General features: G+C 65.0%; 19 protein-coding genes and 1 tRNA gene. 15 read left to right on the forward strand and 5 right to left on the reverse strand.

The genetic code is table 11. The annotated features are described in order from the left end of the window. Complete coding sequence (locus tag NKH51_RS16805) at window positions 1–801, reverse strand: ABC transporter permease (protein WP_254762821.1); 801 nt, start codon at window positions 799–801, stop codon at window positions 1–3. 373 nt (window positions 802–1,174) lie between these two features. On the opposite strand from NKH51_RS16805, the gene NKH51_RS16810 reads away from it, so the two are divergent. The 5 genes from NKH51_RS16810 (at window position 1,175) to NKH51_RS16830 (ending at window position 7,593) form a co-directional block, all read left to right on the forward strand. Continuing rightward, window positions 1,175–2,338 (forward strand): ABC transporter substrate-binding protein, encoded by a 1,164-nt coding sequence (locus NKH51_RS16810; protein WP_254762822.1) that lies wholly within the window; start codon window positions 1,175–1,177, stop codon window positions 2,336–2,338. A gap of 39 nt (window positions 2,339–2,377) precedes the next feature. After that, entirely contained in the window at window positions 2,378–3,511 is a 1,134-nt protein-coding gene (locus NKH51_RS16815; RefSeq protein WP_254762823.1) for an ABC transporter ATP-binding protein, read from the forward strand. Between the two features lie 15 nt (window positions 3,512–3,526). Then, window positions 3,527–4,849: an aspartate aminotransferase family protein gene (locus tag NKH51_RS16820; RefSeq protein ID WP_254762824.1), complete on the forward strand. Its 1,323-nt coding sequence runs from the start codon at window positions 3,527–3,529 to the stop codon at window positions 4,847–4,849. After that, a complete protein-coding gene (gene speB, locus NKH51_RS16825) occupies window positions 4,842–5,849 on the forward strand; it encodes an agmatinase (RefSeq protein ID WP_254762825.1) in 1,008 nt (335 codons plus the stop codon). The genes NKH51_RS16820 and speB overlap by 8 nt, the downstream gene beginning before the upstream one ends. A 295-nt stretch (window positions 5,850–6,144) precedes the next feature. Continuing rightward, window positions 6,145–7,593, forward strand: a complete 1,449-nt coding sequence (locus NKH51_RS16830) for an aldehyde dehydrogenase family protein (RefSeq protein ID WP_254762826.1) — start codon at window positions 6,145–6,147, stop codon at window positions 7,591–7,593. Between the two features lie 807 nt (window positions 7,594–8,400). Here the strand turns inward: NKH51_RS16830 and NKH51_RS16835 are convergent. Both NKH51_RS16835 and NKH51_RS16840 read right to left on the reverse strand, forming a co-directional pair. Next, window positions 8,401–8,474 (reverse strand) — tRNA-Ile (locus tag NKH51_RS16835). Between the two features lie 67 nt (window positions 8,475–8,541). Further along, window positions 8,542–9,129, reverse strand: coding sequence for an FxsA family protein (locus NKH51_RS16840; RefSeq protein WP_254762827.1), 588 nt, complete (start codon window positions 9,127–9,129; stop codon window positions 8,542–8,544). A gap of 159 nt (window positions 9,130–9,288) precedes the next feature. Here NKH51_RS16840 and NKH51_RS16845 point away from each other — a divergent pair, with 159 nt between their 5' ends. Both NKH51_RS16845 and NKH51_RS16850 read left to right on the forward strand, forming a co-directional pair. Continuing rightward, entirely contained in the window at window positions 9,289–10,917 is a 1,629-nt protein-coding gene (locus NKH51_RS16845; RefSeq protein WP_254762828.1) for a DUF255 domain-containing protein, read from the forward strand. Window positions 10,918–10,999: 82 nt separating this feature from the next. Further along, window positions 11,000–11,803 (forward strand): TrmB family transcriptional regulator, encoded by an 804-nt coding sequence (locus NKH51_RS16850; RefSeq protein WP_254762829.1) that lies wholly within the window; start codon window positions 11,000–11,002, stop codon window positions 11,801–11,803. Here NKH51_RS16850 and mptA read toward each other — a convergent pair. Next, a complete protein-coding gene (gene mptA, locus NKH51_RS16855; RefSeq protein WP_254762830.1) occupies window positions 11,800–12,726 on the reverse strand; it encodes a GTP cyclohydrolase MptA in 927 nt (308 codons plus the stop codon). The genes NKH51_RS16850 and mptA overlap by 4 nt on opposite strands. Before the next feature lie 343 nt (window positions 12,727–13,069). Between mptA and NKH51_RS16860 the strand changes: the two genes are divergently transcribed. From NKH51_RS16860 to NKH51_RS16870, 3 genes are all read left to right on the forward strand, one after another. After that, window positions 13,070–13,990 (forward strand): nucleotidyltransferase domain-containing protein, encoded by a 921-nt coding sequence (locus tag NKH51_RS16860; RefSeq protein WP_254762831.1) that lies wholly within the window; start codon window positions 13,070–13,072, stop codon window positions 13,988–13,990. A 215-nt stretch (window positions 13,991–14,205) separates the two neighbouring features. After that, window positions 14,206–14,973 (forward strand): DNA-directed RNA polymerase subunit epsilon, encoded by a 768-nt coding sequence (locus tag NKH51_RS16865; protein ID WP_254762832.1) that lies wholly within the window; start codon window positions 14,206–14,208, stop codon window positions 14,971–14,973. A 131-nt stretch (window positions 14,974–15,104) separates the two neighbouring features. Continuing rightward, a complete protein-coding gene (locus NKH51_RS16870; RefSeq protein WP_254762833.1) occupies window positions 15,105–15,764 on the forward strand; it encodes a DsbA family oxidoreductase in 660 nt (219 codons plus the stop codon). 3 nt (window positions 15,765–15,767) lie between these two features. On the opposite strand, the gene NKH51_RS16875 is transcribed toward NKH51_RS16870, so the two are convergent. Continuing rightward, complete coding sequence (locus tag NKH51_RS16875; RefSeq protein ID WP_254762834.1) at window positions 15,768–16,604, reverse strand: NAD(+)/NADH kinase; 837 nt, start codon at window positions 16,602–16,604, stop codon at window positions 15,768–15,770. A gap of 243 nt (window positions 16,605–16,847) precedes the next feature. Here NKH51_RS16875 and NKH51_RS16880 point away from each other — a divergent pair, with 243 nt between their 5' ends. From NKH51_RS16880 to NKH51_RS16900, 5 genes are all read left to right on the forward strand, one after another. Beyond that, window positions 16,848–17,897 carry a KaiC domain-containing protein gene (locus NKH51_RS16880; RefSeq protein ID WP_254765172.1) on the forward strand — a complete coding sequence of 350 codons (1,050 nt, stop codon included), beginning with the start codon at window positions 16,848–16,850 and terminating at the stop codon, window positions 17,895–17,897. 119 nt (window positions 17,898–18,016) lie between these two features. Beyond that, complete coding sequence (locus tag NKH51_RS16885; RefSeq protein WP_254762835.1) at window positions 18,017–18,256, forward strand: amphi-Trp domain-containing protein; 240 nt, start codon at window positions 18,017–18,019, stop codon at window positions 18,254–18,256. A 1-nt stretch (window position 18,257) separates the two neighbouring features. Further along, window positions 18,258–18,620, forward strand: a complete 363-nt coding sequence (locus tag NKH51_RS16890) for a hypothetical protein (RefSeq protein ID WP_254762836.1) — start codon at window positions 18,258–18,260, stop codon at window positions 18,618–18,620. 101 nt (window positions 18,621–18,721) lie between these two features. Next, entirely contained in the window at window positions 18,722–19,150 is a 429-nt protein-coding gene (locus NKH51_RS16895; RefSeq protein ID WP_254762837.1) for a universal stress protein, read from the forward strand. 118 nt (window positions 19,151–19,268) lie between these two features. Then, a complete protein-coding gene (locus NKH51_RS16900; protein ID WP_254762838.1) occupies window positions 19,269–20,765 on the forward strand; it encodes a hypothetical protein in 1,497 nt (498 codons plus the stop codon). Window positions 20,766–20,772 lie beyond the last annotated feature (7 nt).

A 20,772-nucleotide genomic window follows, 5' to 3' on the forward strand; every position in this document is an offset into this window, starting at 1 on the left:
TTAGAACATCTCCTCCACGTCAGTGTAGCCCATGAGCGACCAGAGGACGCCGGCGACGATCAGCATGAGGACGCTCCCCAGCGCCGCGCCGACAGGCCAGTCGCCGCCGATACCGAACGCGTACCCGATCCGCGTTCCGACGAACAGTTCGCCGCCGCCGATCATCGCCGGGACGATGTACGCGCCCATGCTGAAGATAAAGACGAAAATGATCCCGCCGACGAGCCCCGGGATCGATAGCGGGAGGACGATCCGACGGAACACCGCCAGTCGCGACGCGCCGAGATCGTACGCGGCCTCGATCAGGCTCTCGTCGATCTTCTCGAGGCTGGAGTACAGCGGCAGGACCATGAAGGGCAGCCAGAGGTACGTCAGCCCGAGCCAGATGGAGAACTTCGTGTTGATGATCCACGAGATCGGCTCGTTGAGCACGCCTATCCAGATGAGCATGCTGTTCAGGATGCCCTTCGATCCGAGGATGATCTGCCAGCCGTAGATTCGGACGATATAGTTCGTCCAGAACGGGATCATGACCAGAATTAAGAGGAGGTTCTGGTACTCCCCGCCACGTCTGGCGATGTAGTAGGCGAACGGGTACGCGACGATTACTGCGGTGACCGTCGTCAGCACCGCCATCGTCGTCGTATTGATGAACGCGGCGCGGTTGGCCGGACCGGTGAACACTCCGATGTAGTTCTCGAGCGTGTAGGCCTGTTGCAGCGCGAAGTCCTCCATCCGCATCGTCGCGATGAAGAACATGATCGCGAGCGGACCGATGAAGAACAACAGCTCGAGGAACAAGATCGGCCCTCCCGTCGCGAGGAACCCGTTCGATCCCCTGACTCGGTTGACTATAGTCCGAAATAGACTATCATTTTCCCTTGAATCGGCTACCATATCCGCTATGTTAAAACGGCGCACAATATAGCTTGTGATTCACTCACCGAGCCCGTCGCTTCGATGTGGTCGTTCTCCGGTTCTCAGGGCGGATTTACCCAGAAGCGCGTACACTGTCAGATTATATCACCCTGTATTCCGAACGAACGGCGACGGTCTCTTGTCTCAGATTCAGTATTATAACTAATAGCTGGATGGTGTCAGATCACAACTCTGTGCGTTGGATAGTGTGGGAAAGTATTATATATCCCTATGAGACAACGTAACACGAGCCGTAATGAGAAAATTCGAAGACATAACGGGCGACGACAACGGACGCGCACGTATCGGTGCATCGCGACGAACCTTCCTTCAGTCGGCCGGCATCGCCGGAACGGCGGCGATGGCGGGCTGTCTCGGAGACGCGTTGGGCGGCGGGACGACTCTCAACGTGCTGACGTGGGAGGGGTACGGTACCGACACGATCGTCAACGAGTTCGAGTCCGAGCACGACGCTACGGTCAACATCAGTCTCCTCGCCAGCGACCCGGAAGGGTTCAATATCCTCAAGAGCGGCGGGACGTCCGATTACGACCTGCTCACAGTGAACAACACCTGGGCGGCCCGCCACGCCGAGGCCGGGACGATCGAATCGCTCAATCCCGACGACTTCCCGGAGATGGACAACTTCCTCGAGAAGTTCCAGTGGCCGTTCGAGTCGTTCGCGTACGAAGACGAGATGTACGCGCTACCGACTCGGTGGGGCTGGGACACGCTGACGGTCAATACGAACGTAGTTCCCGAAGAGCATTACTCCTCCTACGAGGTCCTCTGGACCGGCGGTCCGAACGGCGAGTACGAGGGCAAGATGGGTATCATGGACTGGCCGACGTGGAACATTCCGAAGATCGCGCAGTCGCTGGGTTACCCGCCCTTCGAGCAGAACGAGGAACAACTCGCCGACATCAAGGAGCGACTCGTCGAGATGTTCAACAACATGGGAGCGATCTACAGCGGGACCAGCGCGATCCGACAGGCGTTCCTGCAGGAAGACATCGTCATTTCCCCAGTCGGGAATTTCACGATGTCCGAACTCCGCGCTCAGGGCAACGACTGGGTCAACGTCGTCCTCCCCGAACAGGGCGGAATGGGGTGGACCGAGGGAATGTGCATGGTCAAGGATCCCGCCAACCCCGACCTCGCGGTCGACTTCATGAACAAGGTGATTTCCCCGAAGGGACAGTACAGCGTCGCCTGGGAGCCCGCAGCCAAGAGTCCGCCGGTGAACACCGCCTCGTTCGATCAGTTCGACGCGGACCAGCAAGAGGCGCTCATGTTCAGCGAGGACGGGTTCGACGCCGCGCAGACAATCTCGGAACAGACGACACCGTACGAATTCTCGGAGAATACGGACGCGTGGACGGACATGTGGGAAGACGCGAAAGCGCAAAGCGACGTGTAAATGGAAAGCGATACCACGACATCCTCGAAAAGCGAGTCTATGATAGAAGAAACAGCAGTCGACAACACGGGAACGGCGACCAGCGAACGTGGCGAGTCGGATGCGACTCGATCCGGGACCGTAGAGCTCGACGGATTGCGGAAGGAGTTCGGGGACGTAACCGCCGTCGACGGGGTCGATCTGCAGATCAACCCGGGCGAGTTCCTCACGCTGCTCGGCCCGTCCGGCTGTGGGAAGTCGACCACGCTTCGGATGATCAGCGGTCTCGAGACGCCGACCTCGGGCGACGTGTTCATCAGCGGTCAGCGAGTCACCAGCGCGGCCGCGAACAAGCGCAACACCAGTATGGTGTTTCAGGAGTGGGCGCTCTTCCCGCACATGACCGTCGAGGAGAACATCTCGTTCGGACTCGAGATGGACGGCGTCCCAGCCGACGAGCGGGAGGAGAAAGTCACCGAAGCGCTGGAGCTCGTCGAACTCCCGGGCTATCAGGATCGGAAGGCGACGGAGCTGTCGGGCGGGCAGAAACAGCGGATCGCGATGGCGCGTGCGATCGTCCGCGAACCCGACGTCTTGCTGCTCGACGAACCCCTTGCGAGTCTCGACCGCAAACTCCGACAGCACATGCAGGTCGAACTCAAGAAGATTCAGGAAGAGTTGGGGATCACGTTCATCTACGTCACGCACGATCAGGAGGAAGCGCTGACGATGTCGGATCGGATCGCCGTCCTGAACGACGGCCAGATCGAGCAGGTCGGGCCGGCCGACGAACTGTACAAGGATCCCGCGACGAAGTTCGTTGCGACGTTCCTCGGCGAAACGAACCTCTTTGAGGGGACCGTCTCGTCCGACGGGACGAGCGTTCGAGGCGACGACGGCGACGTCCGCATCGAGGCACAACCGGCCCTCGGCGATCGCCGCGCCGTCGTCTCGGTCCGGCCCGAAGAGATCGCGGTGGTCGGCTCGGACGAAAGTCCCGGCTTCGAGAACGAGTGGGAGGGAACCGTCGACGAAACGATCTACAAAGGATCGCTGAAGAACTATTACGTCGATATCGGCTCGCAGACACTGGAGATCGAACGGCAGATAAACGAGGAAACTGCCGATTTCGACGTCGGAGATCGGGTAACAGTTGGGTTCCCGGCAAAAGTCGGTAACGTCATCGAAGCGTAGCTACGAGGTGCCAGGATGTCACAACAGATGCAGTCGAACGAACGGGTCACGCAACAGTACGACGAACACCTGATGCCGATCTGGAAGTCGCTGAACGTCCCCGTTCGGCGAGCAGAGGGGTGCTCGGTCGAGGACTTCGACGGAAACGAGTACCTCGACGTGTTCTCCGGCATCTCGGTGACGAACGTCGGTCACGGGAACGACGCCGTCGTCGCCGCCGCGAAGACGCAACTCGAGGAGTTCGTTCACGGGTGTTCGTACGTCCACCCCAATCAGCCGGTCGCCGACCTCGCCGAGCGCCTCGCGGACGTGACGCCCGGCGACCTTCAGAAGAGTTTCTTCTGTAACTCCGGGACCGAAGCCGTCGAGGGTGCGGTGAAGCTCGCCCGCAAGTACACGGGGAGCAAGGAGGTCGTCGCTCTCGAGATGGGGTTCCACGGCCGAACGCTGGGGAGCCTCGCGCTCACCGGCAACCACACGTACAAACACGAGATGGGACCGACGATCAACGACGCGGTCCACGCCCCGGCGCCCTACCGCTATCGCTGGGCCGACGAGGGCTCCGACGCGACGGTCGCGGAGCAAGCCGCGGCCGAGATCGAACATGTGATCGGCACTCACACGAGCGACGACCTCGCCGCCATCGTCGTCGAACCGGTGATGGGAGAGGGCGGTATCATCGTCCCGCCAGAGGGCTGGCTCGAGCGCGTCCGGGAGATCGCCCACGAACACGACGCGCTGTTGATCGTCGACGAGGTACAGACCGGGTACGGTCGCACGGGCGAGTTATTCGCCAGCGAACACTTCGATGTCGTGCCCGACATCCTGACCCAGGCGAAGGGAATCGCGAACGGACTCCCGCTGGGCGCGTTTACCGCCTCCGCGGAGATTGCAGATGCCTTCGAGGCCGGCGATCACCTCTCCACGTTCGGCGGCAACCCCGTCGCGTGTGCCGCGGCGCTCGCGACGATCGACGAACTGCAGGACGGCATCATCGAGCACGCTCGCGAGCAGGGGGCGTGGCTCGCCGACCGACTCGCCGAACTCGAGGCCGAGTTCGACGCGGTCGGTGAGACTCGAGGCCTCGGCCTCATGCAGGGCGTCGAGCTCGTCGACCCGTCCGAAACGGGGCCGCGCGGTATCGCCCCGGCTCCCGACAAGGAGCTGGCCGCGGCCGTCGCCGACGAACTCCGCGAGCAGGGGATCATTATGGGCGTCGGCGGCTACTACAAGAACGTCATGCGATTCCAGCCGCCACTGACGATCGACCGTCCCGATCTCGAGCGGACCGTAGAGACGCTCCGCAGAGCAATCGACACCGAGACCGACGATGAGTGACGAGCGGTCGCGCGCCGAGGTGTTCCACGACCGATACGAGGGGACCGACGCCGAACTCGCCTACACCGGCAGGCGGACGTTCCTCAAGGGCGAGCCCCGCGACGTGGAGGATCTCGCAGATGCCGACGTCGCGGTACTGGGAGCGCCCCTCGATGCGGCCGCGAGTAACAGGCCAGGCGCGCGTTACGGGCCAACGGCCATCCGCGAAGCGAGCGCCTGGTGGGCCTACCTGTCGGGGTACAAAGGCGGAGTGACGAACATGAACACGCGCGCGCAGGTCGATTTCGGCGACGTGACGGTCGCCGACTGCGGCGACGTTCCGGTGTTCCCGCTCGATCAGGAGAAGTCCGCTGAAAGTATCGCCGCGCACGTAGCGACGGCGGCCGAGCGGGCGTTTCCCGTCCTGTTGGGTGGTGACCACTACTGTACGTATCCGTCGTTTCGTGGCTTCGCCGAGGCCAGCGACGCCGACAGCGTCGGACTCGTCCAGATCGATGCGCACACCGACACCGCCGAGGACAGTCCCGTTTTCGGAGAGCACTTCCACGGATCGCCCACCCGGCTGATCGCCGAGTCCGACTATTCGGACTACGAGCATATCAGTCAGATCGGGATCCGCGGGTACGAATCGCCGGGGTTCTTCGAGTTCGCCGACGAATCTGGATTGAACCTCTACACGATGCGGGACGTCAGGACGAAGGGGGTCGAGGACGTCGTCACGGACGCGATCGAGCAAGCGGCCGCGGAGACGGACGCGGTTTACGTCACGTTCGATATCGACTCGGTCGATCCGGGCATCGCGCCGGGGACGGGCACGCCCGAACCCGGCGGACTGGGTAGCCACGAGGCGCTCCAGATAATGGAGACCCTCGGGGCACACGACGCAGTCGGGGCCGCAGACCTCATGGAGGTCGCCCCCGAACGCGATCCGACGCGGTCGACGCAGACACTCGCGGCGTATCTCCTCGTCACGCTCGTCGAACGCCAGTTCGCGGAGTAATATCGGGTCCGGGTGACAGCGGCGACCTGGTGAACCGCATCGGCTTCCGAGCAACGGTCGCTCACGTCGTTTTCGAACCCGAATCCCGTTTCTTCAAGCTCCGATAGCGTCCACTGGATGAACGTGTCGGTAACTATTTCCGGCTACGATCATCCACTTTTGCCGCGGTTTCGAAACCGTTTCTAGTTAGTGCTGACGGACGAGTATGAATAGCGTTATTGGGTCTGCCCTCATCGAATCAACCACAGGGGAATATTTCGGAAGAAATCCGAAAAAGTCCACCAATGGTGAGCTCATGACTATCGAAACGGAAGACCGCTATCAGTTGTTCATCGACGGCGAGTTCGTCCAGGCGTCGACCGACGAATCCCTCACGACCACGGATCCGGCGACCGGTGATCCCATCGCGCGGTTCGCGGCGGCGACCAGCGCCGACGTCGATCGCGCGGTCGAGGCGGCTCGCGAGTCGCTGTCGGCCTGGCAAGCGAACTCCCCCGTCGAACGCGGACGAACCGTACACCGGGTCGCGGATCTCCTTCGAGAGCACGCCGACGACCTCGCACGAATCGAGAGCCTCGACCAGGGGAAACCCCTCGAGCAGGCGCGCAGCGACGTCGACGACGCGGTCCGCTATTTCGAGTACTACGCGGGCGTCGCCGACAAACTCGAGGGCAAGAGCGTCCCGAGGGGAGCGGAGACGTTCGATATGACCACCCGCGAACCCTACGGGGTCAGCGGGCAGATCGTCCCGTGGAACTTCCCGCTGAGTATCACCGCTCGCGGCGTGGCGCCCGCGCTCGTCGCCGGGAACACGGTCGTGGTGAAACCGGCGCCGACGACGCCGCTCTCCGCGCTGCACTTCGCCGAACTCTGCCGGGAAGCGGGTGTCCCCGATGGGGTCGTCAACGTCGTGACCGGCGGCGCTGAACCCGGTGCCGCGCTGTCATCGCACGACGGCGTCGACCAACTCACGTTCACGGGCAGCGTCCCCACGGGCGAGGCGGTGATGAAATCCGCGGCCGAGACGATCACCCCCGTGACGCTCGAGCTGGGCGGCAAGAACCCCGCGATCGTGATGCCCGACGCCGATCTCGACGAGGCCGCGTTCTGGGTCGCGACCGGAATCTTCACGAACGCCGGGCAGATCTGTTCGGCGGCCGATCGCGCCCTCGTTCACGAATCGGTCTACGACGAGTTCGTCGCGCGACTCGTCGACCGAGCGGAGTCGTATACGCTCGACGCCGGCGTCGACGATCCGGATATGGGACCGCTCAACCACGCCGACCACTTCGAGACCGTGCTGGACTACGTCGACATCGGCGTAAGCGAAGGTGCCACCCTCGAGACCGGCGGCGAACCGCTCGATCGAGACGGGCATTTCCTTCCGCCGACGATCTTCTCCGATGTCGAGCCGGAGATGCGGATCGCCCGCGAGGAGATCTTCGGTCCCGTGCTCTCGGTGATCCCGTTCGCCGATCGCGAGGAGGCGATCGACATCGCGAACGGCACCGAGTACGGACTCACGGGCGGTGTGTTCTCTCGAGATATCAAGCGGGCGTTGCGCCTGGCTCGCGACATCGACGCGGGGAGCGTCTACGTCAACGAGTGGTTCGGCGGTTCGATCGAAACGCCGTTCGGCGGGATGAAAAAGAGCGGAATCGGCCGCGAGAAGGGCCTCGAAGCGCTCGAATCGTATTTGCAGACGAAAAATATCTCGGTGAATCTCGACGAGACGATCCAGTAGCGTCGGTCACAGTCGCTGCTCGGCAGCCGATTTGCCGGAGAAACGGGACCGAAACCGGTGACTGCACGTCGCTCCTCGTGGTGGGAGGCCCCGCGCTCGAGGAACGAGCATCGAACTCGAGGCGCTGATCGGTCTTCCAATTGTCACGCTCCGGTTTCACGCCTCAACAGGTATGTAATAGATATGGGTAGAGTGGCGTACTCGCCCCATAGCTGTGCATGAATAGGACAATACAACCCACTTTATCCCGCTCCTATTCGCGAGTTGAGAAACAACCGATCGTCGATACGATTTCGAAGCCATCAAATTACGAATCCCCCCTATCTATCGATAACATCGACTATATCTGTCTAGAATGAATGTTCGTACATTTATTGGGTGGTATCGAAGGATTTCGGTGATCGGCTGATGGCTGCTCCATCCGAGCCGATCCGCTGTAAAAGTGAGGAAGAGAGAACACATAGGTCAATATTATTTCTCAAAACCATCAATACTACCAGGCTCCTATATTGGTTATAGTCTGATCAATAGGGCTGTCGACGACCCGCGTTCGAAGCGAAGTAACTACACGGCGAATTCCAGGGGACCGATTCACTCGATCGTCGTGAACGGAACTGTTGAACGCTAAAACTAGCGTTGTCGGACATCTAAGAACCGCTCAGAAACTGAGTGGGCCAACTCGGATTTGAACCGAAGGAAGACGTTCCGGGTCGCTCACTTCGTTCGCTCCCGGGCGTGCGACTTCCAGGGCTCAAATCCTCGCGGCAGCACATAGTCTCGGCTCACGACGTTGTTCGCCGAGAATAGTGGGCCAACTCGGATTTGAACCGAGAGCCTCCACCTTATCAGAGTGGCGCTCAACCTGATTGAGCTATTGGCCCGGGTCGCACTCAGTAGTTGCTCGGTGGGACGTTTAAGCGTTTCTTTCTGCTGGGGCCGTGCGAACCGCTACCGGGCGAGGGGATCGTCGTCCCGATCGTCGCTCGCGTCGTCCGTCCGATCGTCGCCGAAGTTGATCGTATAGGAATCCTCGTCGTCGACGCTGTAGTCGTCGTCGCCGAGATCGTAGGTCCCGCCGTCGCTCGAGTCTGCTCCGCCGGCCCCGCCCTGATCGGGGAAGCCGAACGTCCAGACGGTACCGCTGGCGAGCCCGCTCGTCTTCTTGTCCGCATAGGGGATGATCACGAAGCGCTTGAGTGCGGCGCGGATCGGGACTCGCGTCACCGGGATCGCGAGCAGGAACCCGATGGCGTCGGTCACCAGCCCGGGAGTCAGCAGGAACGCTCCGGCGGCGATCAGCAGGCCCCCGTCGAGCAGTTCGTTGGTCGGTGGCTTCCCCGCGGCCAGCGACCGCTGCATCTTCCCGATCGTTCGCCGGCCTTCCGCGCGGACGAGGAGCATGCCGATCAGGCCCGTCAGGACGACGAGCAGGACCATCCCGACCCAGCCGACGTAGCTCGTCTGGCTGACGACGACCGCGAGCAACACGGCGTCGAGAAACGGGATGAGCAACAGCGCGAAGATCCACCGGAGCATACCTCGATCTAGCGCCCGAAGGGTGAAAATCCTTTACTCTCGTTCCAGCGACGGAATCGCGGCCGTTCGCGGCGAGGCCCGTGACTCGAGGCCGGCCGTGACCGTCGGGGCTCCGCAGGCGAACGAAGGGCTTACGCCGGCGACTCCCGTCGCTCCGATATGAACGAGACGACCCGCGTCGAGTGGCGCGAGTGGGGGCAGGACGCCTTCGACGAGGCGTCGGCCGAGGATGTGCCCGTCTTGCTTTCGCTGACCGCGACGTGGTGTGACCACTGCCACGAGATGGACGCCGAAACGTACGCGGAACCGCGCATCGCGGCCAACGTCAACGACAGCTTCGTGCCCGTCCGGGTCGACGTGGACCGCCACCCGCGCGTCCGCGATCGGTACAACATGGGCGGCTTCCCGTCGACGGTCTTTCTCGCGCCGAACGGCGAGGTGCTGACCGGCGCGGGCTATCTGGGCCCCGACGGGATGCGCCAGGTTCTGGACAGCGTTCGGACCATGTGGCAGACGAAAGGCGACGGCGCGGCCCGGGTCCCCCGCCCGCTCCGCGAGGACAACCCGCCCGCGGGCGAGTTGACCGCCGAGATCGAACAGGGGATGATCGGTCACCTCACCGACACTTACGACGAGACCGCCGGTGGCTGGGGCGAGAGCCCGAAGTTCCCCTTACCCGACGCCCTCGAGTTCGCGCTCAAGCGCGACCGGCAGATGGCGCTGCCCTCCTACGACGCGGTCGGCGCGAACCTGTTAGACGAGTACGACGGCGGCTTCTACCGCTTCGCGACCGAGCGCGACTGGTCGGGGCTCCAGCGCGAGAAGCTCCTCGACTCGAACGGTGCGCTCGTACGCGCCTTCGCGAACGCCTACCTCCTGACCGGGAAAGACGAGTACCGCGAACCGGCCGAGCGCACGGTCGAGTACCTGACGACGACGCTGTGGAACGACGAGGCCGAGGCGTTCGCGAACAGCCAGGCCCCCGGCGAGGACGACGCCCACGGCCTCGACGCAACCGACCGAGCGACCGCCGACGAGCCACCGGTCGACGGTGGCGTCTTCGCCGGCCCGAACGCGCTCGCGATCGAGGGCTTGCTGACCTACTACGCTTACACCGACGACGAGCGCGCCCGCCAGTACGCCGAACGCGCACTCGAGACCCTCCGCGGGGACCTGCTCGACGACGGCGTCGTCGCCCACGGGCTCGCGGCCGACGGCGACGCCGCGCCCCTTCTCGCGAACCAGGCGCGCGCGCTGGCGGCGCTGACGACGGCCGCGAGCACGCTCGAGACGGACGTTCTCGCGGACGCGACCGCAGTCGCCGACGCGACGATCGACCGACTCCACGACGAGGATTCGTTTCTCGACGGCCCCGCCGCGGGCGTCGGCCTCTGTGACCGGCCGCTGCGGCCGCTGGACTCGAACGTGGCGTTCGCCGACGGGCTGCTCGAGCTGGCGGTGCTCACAGGCGAGGACCGCTATCGGGAGTTCGCGCGCGAGACGCTCGAGGCCTTCGCCGGCGCGAGCGACCGTTTCGGCGTCCAGATCGCTCGCTACGCGACGGTGGTCTCCCGGCTGCTCGAGGGGCCGCTGGTGATCCGGGTTGCCGCCGACCCCGGCTCGGATCTTCACCGCGCGGCGCTCCGGATGGCCGACCACGAGAAGGTCGTCGTCCCCGACGCCGCCCTCGAGACAGGCACGGCACAGGTCGAACGCGGCGATCGCGTGTCAGCGAGTGCCGAAACTCCGAACGAGTTGAGCGAGCGCGTCCGGACCGTTCTCGACTGACGTTCGGGCCCGAACCGGCCGACGACGATATCGGCCCAAACTACCACAGCGTTTATGTTTCTTCAGTGGGTGTGTTCCCAACATGGCCAGTCTCAGGGATCTCGGGCTCTCCGAGTACGAAGCTCGAGCCTACCGTTCGCTCCTCAACACCGGCCCCACAACGGCCAAAGAGTTGTCACGGGCGAGCGACGTACCGATGGGGCGGATCTACGACGTGCTAAACAGCATCGAACAGTACAACCTCGTCCGGAGCCAGACCGCGAGCCGGCCGAAGAAGTACGTCGCCGTCGAGCCCTCGACGGCTCTGGATCGGTTGCTCGAGGACAAGAAACGCGAACTCGAGGAAAAAGCCGACCAGTACGAGTCGATCGTCGACGATCTGGCCGACGAACTCGACGCGGCAGAACCGGTCGAAGAGCAGTTCTGGACTGCCGCCGTCGGCCCCGAGGAGACGATCGACCTCCTCTTAGAGCGGCTCGCGGCCGCCGACCGCGACATCGTGATGGTTTCGGCCGATCCGTCCTACCAGTGGGATATGGAGTCCGTCAGCGAGGAGGTCAACACGCAACTCGAGAGCGCCCTCGACCGGGGCGTCTCGGTCGACCTCCTGATGACTCGCGAGATGGTCGCCTCGATGTCCGAGGACGTGGGGAAGCGCTACCGAGAGGTCCTGCAGCAGCGCGACGACTTCAACGTGCGGACGAACGACGACATCACCGGATCGTTCAACATCATCGACGGCGTCGAGATCTGCATTCAGGTGCCCAACCCGCTCTCGTCGGGCGACGCCTTCGGGATGATCGATCTCAAGGACCCGGAGTTCACCGCGAACGTCCACGAGGAGTTCGCCCCGCGCTGGGAGGAAGCCAGCCCGCTCGAGTTCTAAGGCTCGATCTCCTCGCGGAGCGTCCCCATCTCGACGACGCGCTCGGCGTGGGCGTTGTGCTGGTGGATCGACTCGTCGTTAGACTGGCTCATCGTGATCACCGCGTCGTCGGCCAGGTGGTCGAACTCGTCGACGACGCCCTCGGCTAACGCGCGCACGCAGTCCTCGACGAACTTCGCGTCGGCGTGGGCCTCGTAGGTCATGTGGTCCTCGTCGGGTCGCTTCGCGAGGTTGTAGATCCGCGCGCTCATCGAGTCCCGCGCGATGTCGATGATGTCGTTCAGATCGACCGACGGATCGCCGTTGGCTTCGACGGTCAGCGTCGCGTGGCCGCGCTGGGAGTGACCCGGCTGTGGGACCTCCTCTAAGAACTCCGTGATCGTCTCCTCCTCGACGCCCAGATCCTCGAGGGTCTGCTTCGCGCGGGCGGTTGACATCCCCTGCGAGCAGGGACAGACGGTCATGCCGGTGACCTGCGCGCCGATCTCCTCGCGGGTGCCCTCTTCGGTCGCCGTTGCCGACGCGACGATGTCGACCATGTGTTGGGTCTCGCGGTCGCTGGCGGGCGTCTGCTCGCGGCGCATGAACTCCGCCTCCATCGAGACTTCCGCCTTGGAGGTGTAGTCGTGTTTCTCGAGCAGGCGTTCGGCGGCCTCCCCGCAGACCTCCTCGACGCTGTAGGCCTCCTCTCGGGTCGCGTCCTCCAGGATCTCGTCGATGACCTCCATGTTGCGGCTCATGTCCGCGCCCTTGCGCCAGGCGGGCAGATCGACGAAGACCTCGAACTCGGCGGTGAGGACGATCGGTCGCTTCCCCTCGCGGGCGAGCTTGACGAGTTTGTCGACGCCGGTGACGCCGACCTGGCTCAGACCCACGGTGACGTCGGGCGACGTCGCCTGCACGTCCGGCAGCTGATGACTCATTGGCCGCATTCAGGGTAGCGGGCGATTCAACCTTTCGGAACCGGGAGTCGCTTGCAGTGACTCGGTCTCCCCGACCGCGGCCCCGCTCGAGCCGTCGTTTCTTTAAGTGTCTCTGGTCACAAGCCGAAGCTATGACGGGAACTCGTCGATCTCTACTGTCTCGAGCGACCAGATGGCGAGCGACTGCGCCGCGATCGATCGCCGCCACTCACGCGAACGACTCGAGCCCGGCCCGAACTCGGTACCCGGCGTCCTTTAAGTGCCTCTGGTCACAAGGTGAAGCTACGAAGGGCATTCGTCACCCGGCCTTCTCGGGTTTCGCTCAATTCCTCGAGCCTCAGCTATGACCGCCGTGTCGAACTCCGTGCGTGAGACCGTCGACGATCACCTGACGGACCTCGAGCGCGAGCACGACGTGGCAGTCGCCCTGGCGGTCGCCCGCGGCAGCCGCGCCTGGGGCGCGGCGAGCCCCGACAGCGACTACGACGTGGGGTTCGTCTTCGTGCCGACTGACCTGCGCCGGTACGCCCACCTCGAGGAGCCGCCCGAGACCATCGTCGCGGACCGCGGCGAGTTCGAGTATCAGGGCTGGGACGTGCGGACGTTCGCGGGCCTGCTCGCCGACTCGAACGACGGTGCGATCGACCTGCTGCGCAGCCCGATCAGATACCGTGCCGCGTACGATCCCGCCGATCTCGCAACGTACGTCGAACGGACGTACAACCCCATCGACCTCTATCACGCGTGGCGCGGGATCGCGACGAGCAACTATCGGAAGTACATCTCCCACCACCTAGTCCGGAACGACGACGAGACTTTCCCGATCCTCGAGACGGACGACGATTCGTACGTCGTCGAGACCGACGACGGCACGACGACGGTCGCGGCCGACGACGAGCGGTTCGCGGAAACGCAGACGAAGCCGACCGTCAAACGGAATCTCACGATCTACCGCGCGGCCATGTCCGCGCGCTACCTCAAAGCGACCGGGGACCGCGGCGACCACGACCTGCCCGCGCTCGCGTTCGACCGGTTCCTGCGCGAGCAGGCCCCCGCCGTGTTCGACGCCGAGCGGATCGACGCGGCTCGAGCCCTGCTCGAGCGCAAACGAGCGGGCGACGGGGCGGTCGAGATCGGCGATGCCGTCGGCCGCGAGTTCGCACAGCCACCCCGAGCGATCGATCCCTCCGTCCACGCCCGCGCCGGTCCCGACACGGCGCGGCTGGACGCGTTCGTCGACGACCTGATTGCGGCCGTCCGATAGCCGCTCGCGCTCGAGCACCCGTGGTCGTTTAAGTGCTTCTGGTCACAAGGTGAAGCTACGAAGGGCTTTTCGCGGACCGATCTCCAACTGGAGAGCTACCGCTTCGACCGTCGCTCGAGCGCACTCCGATACCTGTTAGAAAGCTTGTCAGACCGAGTGAAACGTGTCGTGTATGGAGCGAGCCTTTTTCACGCTCCCTCTCCGAGCGACAGACGATGCAAGACGACGGTGCCGACCCCGGTCGCTCCTCGATGGCGGATGCGACCCCCGCGGACGGCGTCGAGTACGACCCCGAACCCGAGCGACGCCTCGAGACGCGGCCCGGTTCCGGCTCGCTCTCGCGGGCGGACGTCCAGCGCGATTCGACCGTCCGTCGCTGGGGCGTCGTCACGCCGAGCGCGACGGTCATCGGCCGCGCGGCGTCGCCCGACGCGGACCTCTCCGAGAGCGTGCGCCGCCTCCACGACGAACAGCACGCGGCGACGCCGGGCTACAGCGAGCGCGCTCACCACTTAGACCGGCTGCGAACGACGCAGGCGCTGTGTAACGCCCTCGAGGTGACGCCGTGGCAGCGTGATCTGGCGCTGGGCGTCATGGACGAGATCGACTTGACCGAGTTCGGCAGCCAGCGCGCGATCGAGAAGGTAGCGCTGGTGGCGATCCGCCACGTCGTCGACGTCGACCGCCAGCAGTACTTCGGACTCGACGACATCGACGCCCAGGCGCTGTCGGCCGACCGGATGGAGGAGCTGTTCGCCCAGTATCGGGCCCACGACATCACCGAGGAAGAGACGTTCAAGCGGCTCGCGGTCGATTACGGCCTCGATACGACGAGCCTGAACCGGCTGCGCCGCGTCCTGAAAGCGCAACTCGAGGACGACCTGCCGGCCTACGGCCGCAACCCCTACCGGGATCCGAACCTGCCGGACGTGACGGAACCGGACGACGGTGCCGACGCGGCGGCCACCGGTTCGGAGAGCTAGCGACGCGTCTTCGGGCCGTCTGCACACCCACCCTTGGCCCGCCCAGGCGCCAGCGCATCCCAACTCGAGTCTCTCCCCGATCCGACTGCCGGTTGGCGGCGACTTTTCCGTTGCAGATCCCTAGCGCTGTCATGGCCGACGCTGACACCAACCCCGACGACGCGCCGACGACCGGCGATCGGATCACGATCTACGCCGACTACGTCTGTCCGTTCTGTTATCTGGGGACGCGCTCGCTCGAGCAGTACCGTGAGAGCCGCGACGCTCCCCTAGAGATCGACTGGCACCCGTTCGATCTCCGCCGCGGGAAGCGAAACTCGGACGGCTCGATCGATCACGATGTCGACGACGGGAAAGACGAGGGATACTACGAACAGGCCAGGCAGAACGTCCGCCGGCTGCAGGAAGAGTACGGCGTCGAGATGTCCCAGATAATGGCGACCGAGGTCGACTCGTTCGACGCGCAGGTCGCCTCGTGGTACGTCAAACAGGAGTACCCCGAGCAGTGGGCGGAGTTCGACGAGGCGATCTACACCGCGCTCTGGCAGGACGGCCGCGACATCGGTGACGTCGACGTGCTCTCCGATCTCGCCGACGAGGTCGGCCTTCCGACCGACGAGATCCGCGACGCGGTCGCCGACGACGGGCTCCGGGCAGAGCTCGAGGACCGCTTCGCCGAGGCACAGCAGACGGGCGTCACCGGCGTTCCCACGTTTGTCTCGGACGGCCACGTTGCCCGCGGCGCGGTGCCGCCGGCGCACCTCGAGCGGCTCGTCGAGGGCGACTCGTAACGCTCACTCGAGTTTGTCGAGGCCGTCGAAGAAGTTCGCCTGCGGGCCGACGAGCGTGACGGGGTCGGTCGCGAGCGAGACCGACACCGTCGCTGGCGGCTCGAGGCGCCGCCGGTTGCGCCCGTCGCTGATCGCGTAGCCGGTGTCGGTCCCGGAGACGGAGAGGGTGATCTCGTCGTCGGGTTCGACGACCAGCGGCGGCATCGCCTCTGATGCGGCCATCTGCGTGACGATGAGAGCGTCGGCCGACGGATGGACTAGCGGCCCGCCCTCGCTCAGATTGTAGGCGGTCGAGCCCGTCGGCGTGGCCACGAGGACGCCGTCGGCGTGGCTCTCGACGTACTCCTCGCCGTCGACGCGGACCTCGATCGTCGCGCCGCCGCCGTGGCCCCGCCGCGGCCCGTGGACGAGGACTTCGTTGAGCGCCGGCTCGAGCCGCCAGTCGTCCTCGGCGCTCGTCGCCTGCAGGCGGGCCAGTTCTCGCTCCTCGATGGTCCCGGTCTCCGCGAGTTCCGCGACGACCTCGGTGACGACGCCGAGCGCGTCGTCGGGGGAAACGGCGTTGAGAAAGCCGACCTCGCCGAGGTTGACCCCGATGATCGGCGCGGGGCTGACCTCGCGGGCGACGAACAACAGCGTGCCATCGCCGCCGATGCTCACGACGAGATCGCGGCCGTCCATCGCGTCGACCGGGACGGCCGCCGTCCCGATCGCCGCCCCGGTCGCCTCGTCGACGACGACGGTCGCGCCCGCTCGCTCGAGGGCGTCGACGAGGTTCGCGGCGAGGTCCTGTGCACGCTCGTTGTCGCGCTGGGCGACGATACCGACGGCGACGTCCATCGTCGGCGGTTACCCGCCCCGTCGTCAAAAAGCCACGCTTGTCCGGCCGGCGGCAACAAAGTTAATCGGGCTGGAACGACTCCGGACACGTGAACTTCCGCGACGGCCCCGTCGCGGGAGCCAGTATGGCGTCCGCCCACTCGAGTACTCCCTCGTCGCGTCGCCCCGGTGTCGACAGCCGCGGCACTCGGCGCCGCTCGGCTCGGACTCGAGCCCAGGGCGAAAGTCGACCGCGGCTCGCGGGTGATCGCCGTGAGTGACGACGCCGAGGACTGGTTCGAGCGCGCGCTCGACGGAGAGGGGGACGACGCGGCAGAGGACGGACCGACGGACACCGGCTCGATCGACGGGGACGACAACGAATACGACGATGGCGGCGAGTACGACGAGGGTGAACACGCCGACAGCGGGGCCGGCGGCGACGACGAGTCGCTGTTCGAGGACGACTTCGGCTCGGCGCTCCAGGACGTCGACGTGCCGGCGGTCGACGCCGGCGGTGACGATGCCGTCTCGACCGCCGATCCGGAGGGGTTCGACGACCTCGACTTCGTGCTGGGGAGCGACGAACCGGACTTCGACGAGGAGATCGATTCGGAGCTCCCCCGGCTCGATCTCGGAATCGACGGGCTCGATCGGATGATCCAGGGCGGCGTTCCCGAACGCTCGCTGATCGTCGCGATGGGCAGTGCCGGGACCGGCAAGACCACCTTCGGGCTGCAGTTTCTCAACCGCGGCCTCGAGCAGGGCGAACGCGGCGTCTGCATCACCTTAGAGGAGAGCCGCGAGCGGGTGATCAACAGCGCGACCGAGAAGGGCTACGCCTTCGACGAGTACGTCGCCGACGGCCGGCTCGCGGTCGTCGACGTCGATCCCATCGAGATGGCGAACAGTCTCGCGTCGATCCGCAACGAACTCCCCGCGCTCGTCGAGGAGTTCGGCGCGTCTCGGCTCGTGCTGGACTCGGTCTCCCTGCTCGAGATGATGTACGAGGACCGGGCGAGCCGGCGCAACGAGATCTACGACTTCGCCCGGAGCTTAAAAGAGGCCGGTGTCACCGCCCTGTTGACGAGCGAGGTCTCGCCGGAGACGCCCTACGCCTCGCGGTACGGGATCGTCGAGTACCTCACGGACGCCGTCTTCGTCCTGCAGTACGTCCGGCCGGACGACTTCCGGGAGACCCGACTGGCGATCGAGATCCAGAAGATCCGCGACGCGAACCATTCCCGGGAGAAAAAGCCCTACGAGATCACCGGCGAGGGGATCTCGGTCTATCAGCAGGCGAACCTCTTTTAGATCGGTTTCCGTTGTAGTCTCGGTCAGTTGAACGTTACAGCGCTGTTCGATCGGGTAACAGCGAGTTGTGGGGGCGTTCGCTGCCCATACTTTTGCGGGCAGGTCTGTCATACCACCGCATGGCGCAACGGACGACGGCCGACGAAACACTGCCACGAGAGGAGGTCGCCGCGTATCTCCGGGAGCTCGCGGCGGAGTTCGAAGCCGAGAGTGAGGCGGTCTCGGTCAGTGTCGGGAACAAAAACGTATCGCTCAACCCGCCCCACAACATCGATGTCTCGGTCGAGACCGTCGAACGCTCTTCGATGCTACGGGGGAATCGCGAAACGATCGAAATAGATCTGAGCTGGAAACCCTAACATGGCCGTCGCTGACTCCGTCCTGATCTTCGTCCTGAGCCTGCTCGTGGGGACGATCGCCATCCTCGCGGGTGCGCGGTTGGTACTGGACAAGGACGCCGGGTTCGGAAACGCGGCGCTGACCGCGTTGATCGGCTCGGTCGCCTGGGGTGTCACGAGCTACTTCGTCGGCTGGATCCCGATTCTGGGCGTCTTGCTCATGCTGGTCATCTGGGTCGGCATCATCAACTGGCGCTACCCTGGCGGCTGGGGCTCGGCCGTTGCCATCGGCTTCGTCGCTTGGATCGTCGCAGTCGCGATCATCTACCTGTTCGCAGTCGTTGGCATCGTCACACTCGACGTACTCGGCATTCCTGGCGTCTAGGCCGCACCGCCCCTCCCAGCACGAGCCCCACCGAATTCCCATCGGTGAAGAACGGAGCAAACACCCTTTTGCGTTCGCTCGAGAGTCTCACCTAGACAGCGATGTACGAGACGATCCTGTTCCCAACGGACGGCAGCGACCACGCGGCGACCGTCGCCGAGCACGCCATCGATGTCGCGGCCACCAGAGACGCGACCCTCCACGTCCTCTCCGTCGTCGACGACCGCGCCTTCCTCGTGCTCGACGAGGACCGCGTCGAGCGCGTCCGCGACGACCTCGAGGCGACCGCCCGCGAGGCGGTCGACGCGGCGGCGACTCGTGCGGCCGAGCGCGGCGTCGAGACGACGACCGCGGTCGACACCGGCCACCCGGCGGAGTGCATCGTCGACTACGCCGCGACGGGCGATGTCGACCTGATCGTCATGGGCACCAGCGGCGACGAGTACGAGCGCAACGTCGTCGGTAGCGTCTCCCAGCGCGTCGTCCGCGAGGCACCCGTCCCCGTCACCACCGTCGGCCCGAGCGTCTGACCGCGTTCGCCGCGCCGACTGCTCACTCGGCCTGTCTTGGCTGTAGCTCCCGCCTCGAGCCGCCCTGTCGAATTCGTTACACACGGTTTGATGTGTCTCCCATCACTACCTCCGGCAGATGCGTCGCTCGCTCGTCGTCGCGGCCGTGTTGCTCGCCCTCGCGTTCGTGCTCGTCGGCGGTCCGTCGATGTTGCTGTCGCTGTCGACCGGGCAGACCGCGAGCGAGGGATCAGCTGCGCCGACTTCCGCGACGACAGACAGGCCGGCCCCCGACCTCGTCACGTTCGAGGACTCCGAGAGCGGCTTCTGGCAGTATCTAAGCCCGAGCAAGGAGTTCCGAAAGCGGAGTCCGATCAACGTCGTCGTCCGTGGCGATGTCGCGGACATCGAGCGGGTTCTGACCGAGGCCGACGGCGGCGACTGGTCCGAACTCAACGAGTCCGAGGAAGCCGCGGGTCCAGATACGTACGCTATCTTCGGGGGGAACGCGTCCGGCAACGAGACGGGGCCAGACAACGGAACGGCCGACAACGACTCACTGCCGAACGCGACGAACGCGACGAACGGATCACCCAGCAACGCTTCCGACGACAATCGGACCGAATCGGAGCCCGCGAGGGGCCGCCTTCCCGACCTCGACTGGGGTGAAGCCGACGGCGGCGTCCGCTACGCCTACGTCGACCCCGGTCCCAACGAGAGCGGCTACTGGACGACCGAGACGCTCCAGCTCGAGGACGGCACCTACTACGGCCAGCGCTACCACATCCGGCTCTACGAGAGCCCCAACGCGGACGACGACTGGGTCGCTATGCAGACCCACTCGGAACACTTCGACTGGTTCACTCTGCGCCACCGCGTCCACGGCTCTCAGGCCGCCCAGCGGAAGGTCGAGTCCGACTTCATGGCCCATCCGGGGGTCGACGTTCAAGACGATGTCAGCCGCATCTACCTCGACAACAGCAACTCCGCCGACGCCGACGGCTGGGCGACCGTCGTCGAACTCGCCGGCATGGTTATTCTTCCTACCCTCGTCGGTGTTCGAGCCCGAAGACGCGATGCCAGCGCCTCGAGCGAAGCCGAGCATCCCGACCAGTTCTCCCAGCGGACGGCCGCCGCCATCGACGACCACCTGACCGATGTCGATCGCCGCCGAATCGCCGCCGCCGTCGATCGCCTCGAGGCCGGCCACTTCCTGCTCGCGGCCGTCATCGTCTCGCTGTTGCTCGGCGTCCGAGCGGGCGGGATCTTCCTCGAACGGCAGGCGTCGTTCCTCACGCCCCACCAGATCGCCGCCGTGCTCTATCCGGTGATCGGCCTCGGTATCCCGACGGCGACCTACCTGATCGCGCGCGGGCTCACGCGACGGCTCGACGCCGCTGTGGTCGCCGCGGGCTCGCTTGCGGTCGCCATCTGGATCGATTACGGTACCCTCGGCGTGGACGCGCTCCCCGTCGAGGTCGTCGTCCAGCGGATGCTCGTCGTCGTCGCGCTCGGCCTGATCGCCGGCGGCGCGGCCAAACGCGCGGCCCGTGACTCGAGGCTCAACGATATGCTGGTCGTCGGCACCGCGATGTGGGTGCTGGTACTCGCCGGGACGCTCTTCGGCTATTTCTGACGCGCTT

It is taken from the genome of Natrinema marinum, assembly GCF_024296685.1.
GTDB lineage: Archaea > Halobacteriota > Halobacteria > Halobacteriales > Natrialbaceae > Natrinema > Natrinema marinum.

What these genes read in the sequence shown, in the direction of transcription:
- NKH51_RS16810 (WP_254762822.1), top strand. Translation starts at nt 1,175, where the DNA reads ATGAGAAAATTCGAAGACATAACGGGCGACGACAACGGACGCGCACGT.
- NKH51_RS16815 (WP_254762823.1), top strand. Translation starts at nt 2,378, where the DNA reads ATGATAGAAGAAACAGCAGTCGACAACACGGGAACGGCGACCAGCGAA.
- NKH51_RS16820 (WP_254762824.1), top strand. Translation starts at nt 3,527, where the DNA reads ATGTCACAACAGATGCAGTCGAACGAACGGGTCACGCAACAGTACGAC.
- speB (WP_254762825.1), top strand. Translation starts at nt 4,842, where the DNA reads ATGAGTGACGAGCGGTCGCGCGCCGAGGTGTTCCACGACCGATACGAG.
- NKH51_RS16830 (WP_254762826.1), top strand. Translation starts at nt 6,145, where the DNA reads ATGACTATCGAAACGGAAGACCGCTATCAGTTGTTCATCGACGGCGAG.
- NKH51_RS16840 (WP_254762827.1), bottom strand. Translation starts at nt 9,129, where the DNA reads ATGCTCCGGTGGATCTTCGCGCTGTTGCTCATCCCGTTTCTCGACGCC.
- NKH51_RS16845 (WP_254762828.1), top strand. Translation starts at nt 9,289, where the DNA reads ATGAACGAGACGACCCGCGTCGAGTGGCGCGAGTGGGGGCAGGACGCC.
- NKH51_RS16850 (WP_254762829.1), top strand. Translation starts at nt 11,000, where the DNA reads ATGGCCAGTCTCAGGGATCTCGGGCTCTCCGAGTACGAAGCTCGAGCC.
- mptA (WP_254762830.1), bottom strand. Translation starts at nt 12,726, where the DNA reads ATGAGTCATCAGCTGCCGGACGTGCAGGCGACGTCGCCCGACGTCACC.
- NKH51_RS16860 (WP_254762831.1), top strand. Translation starts at nt 13,070, where the DNA reads ATGACCGCCGTGTCGAACTCCGTGCGTGAGACCGTCGACGATCACCTG.
- NKH51_RS16865 (WP_254762832.1), top strand. Translation starts at nt 14,206, where the DNA reads ATGCAAGACGACGGTGCCGACCCCGGTCGCTCCTCGATGGCGGATGCG.
- NKH51_RS16870 (WP_254762833.1), top strand. Translation starts at nt 15,105, where the DNA reads ATGGCCGACGCTGACACCAACCCCGACGACGCGCCGACGACCGGCGAT.
- NKH51_RS16875 (WP_254762834.1), bottom strand. Translation starts at nt 16,604, where the DNA reads ATGGACGTCGCCGTCGGTATCGTCGCCCAGCGCGACAACGAGCGTGCA.
- NKH51_RS16885 (WP_254762835.1), top strand. Translation starts at nt 18,017, where the DNA reads ATGGCGCAACGGACGACGGCCGACGAAACACTGCCACGAGAGGAGGTC.
- NKH51_RS16890 (WP_254762836.1), top strand. Translation starts at nt 18,258, where the DNA reads ATGGCCGTCGCTGACTCCGTCCTGATCTTCGTCCTGAGCCTGCTCGTG.
- NKH51_RS16895 (WP_254762837.1), top strand. Translation starts at nt 18,722, where the DNA reads ATGTACGAGACGATCCTGTTCCCAACGGACGGCAGCGACCACGCGGCG.
- NKH51_RS16900 (WP_254762838.1), top strand. Translation starts at nt 19,269, where the DNA reads ATGCGTCGCTCGCTCGTCGTCGCGGCCGTGTTGCTCGCCCTCGCGTTC.